The following is a 2057-nucleotide window of genomic DNA, read 5'->3' on the forward strand; positions in this document are numbered from 1 at the left end:
GCCGAAGCGGGCCAGGTCGAGGCCGAAGCCGCCGAGCGCGTCGGCCAGGCTGGTGCCCTGGGCGTCGACCAGAGTCGTGTCCTGGGTCATGTCCTGGCCGGCCAGCGCGCCGGCCACCGCGCGGCTGCACAGCATCGAGACCGGAAAGCGCGAGCCTTCCTCATCCCCGAAGCCGATCACTTCGAGCGCGAAGGGAAAGCGCCGGCCGCGTTCGGCGAAATGGGCGACGGTTTCGATCCCCAGCATCACCCCCAGCATGCCGTCATAGCGGCCGGCGTCGCGCACGCTGTCGACATGCGAGCCGAGCAGCAGCGCCGGGGCGTCGGGCATGCTGCCCTCATACCGGCCGACGATGTTGCCCGCCGGGTCGATGCGCGCGCGCATCCCGGCCTCGGCCATCCAGGCGGCGATCCGGTCCAGGGTCGCCGCGTGCCCGCCGCCCAGATAGGGCCGGAACAACTGCCCCGGCACGTCCGAATAGGGCAGCTCGCCCAAAAGGTCGCACCGCGATACCGCGCGGGCGCCGGAAGGGCGATCACCGGAGGGACGGGCGCCGGGGGAGCGAGTTGGTGTGGCAAGGGGGGAATGGGGCACGAGGATATCCTGCCGGCTCAGCGTCTTGTATACAAGATGGAATGGAAGGCAATCCGCAGGGCGCGAGACGGGGGCGCGAGACGGGAGGCGCGAGATGGGGGGGCGAACCGGGTCAGCGCGGCGCGGCCTGGAGCGCGGCCTTGAGGTGGTCCAGCCGGTTGGAGGCGCTGCGATAGTTCAGCGCCTTCTCGACATGGCGGAGATGCGTGTCCATCAGCCGTGCGGCGCCTTGCGTGTCGCCGTGTTCGAGCGCGTCGATGATCTCGTCATGCTCGCGGCAGGATTCGTGCGCGTCGTGCGAGGATTGATAGAGGGCGGCGATCAGCACGGTGCGGGTGGTCAGGTCCTGCAGCAGGGCGGCGAGCACCGGATTGCCAAGGGTTTCGGCCAGGCAGACATGGAAATGGCCGAGCAGGTAGCTGCGTTCGGCGCGGTCGCCGCCGGCGATGGCCTGCTGTTCGGCGTGGACATGCGCGCGCAATGCCCGGATCGCGGCCGCGTCCACCCGGCCGAGCGTGACCAGCATGCCGACCTCCAGCGCGCGGCGGGCGTCGATGGTGTTCTGGGCTTCGCGCACCGAGGGTTCGACGACGAACCAGCCGCGCCGGGCCGAGACCTCGACGATGCCGCGGGCCTGCAGGCGCATCATCGCCTCGCGCACCAGGGTGCGGGAGACGCCGAAGATTTCGGACAATTCCTTCTCGCCCAGCCGTTCGCCGGGTGCGATGCGGCCCGAGAGCGCCGCATGAATGATGCGGTCCTCGATCAGGTGCGGCGTCTTGTGTGCATCGTCTTTGGCGGCGTCTCGCATACAAGGACTATGACCAACGGGATGACATTTCGCAATCTGTATGATGTCGGCGGATCAGAGCCGATTGGACGTCCTATTTTAATGTGATTATTATTTGTTCTTATGCATTATTTTATGCATAAGAATTGATCTATTTTGTCTGAGCACGGTGGATTGCGAGGAAATTTTCCTCATATTTTTAATATGTTACGTTTTAGATTTAAAAAATCTGTCATCTTTGCGCAAAGAGGGCGCGTTTTGCGGGCGCTTGTCTTATATCTTGTATGCAACGATCGATCGATTTTCTGTGGCTTTTTGTAGATCAGATTGCGCCATCAGACTGGCCGCGGGACGGGCGACGATTCGGGAATGACAGATGCCGTCATTTCCGCCCCCTCGCTTCTGGATTCTGGCATTTGGACAAGGAAACCCGCATGCGCCCGCCCTTTTTACCCGCCTGCCCCTTACGCCTGCCGCGACGCCCGTCCCTGCGGCGGCGGGTGAGCCTGAACAGCACCCTGGGCAGCGTCCTGGCCGGCCTGTTGCTGCCGCTGCCGGCGCTGGCCCAAGGTTCGGCCCCCGGTTCGATCTCCAGTTCGGTCCCAGGTTCGATCCGGGGCGCGGCATCCAAGGCGGCCCACGCCGTACCTGCCCGCACACCCGTCCCGGCGCC

The 2057-nt window shown here is 65.2% G+C and carries 3 protein-coding genes; 1 reads left to right on the forward strand and 2 read right to left on the reverse strand.

What is annotated here, in order from left to right:
* On the reverse strand, window positions 1-495 hold a 495-nt coding region (locus tag HUK84_RS15955; RefSeq protein WP_246285731.1), incomplete at its 3' end, for a M28 family peptidase.
* A gap of 211 nt (window positions 496-706) precedes the next feature.
* Complete coding sequence (locus tag HUK84_RS15960) at window positions 707-1405, reverse strand: GntR family transcriptional regulator (RefSeq protein ID WP_176641164.1); 699 nt, start codon at window positions 1403-1405, stop codon at window positions 707-709.
* A gap of 413 nt (window positions 1406-1818) precedes the next feature.
* Between HUK84_RS15960 and HUK84_RS15965 the strand changes: the two genes are divergently transcribed.
* Window positions 1819-2057, forward strand: a 239-nt coding sequence (locus HUK84_RS15965) for a hypothetical protein (protein WP_176641165.1), incomplete at its 3' end; no start/stop codon positions are given.

It is taken from the genome of Nguyenibacter vanlangensis, assembly GCF_013376155.1.
In the GTDB taxonomy this organism is placed as follows: Bacteria; Pseudomonadota; Alphaproteobacteria; order Acetobacterales; family Acetobacteraceae; genus Gluconacetobacter; species Gluconacetobacter vanlangensis.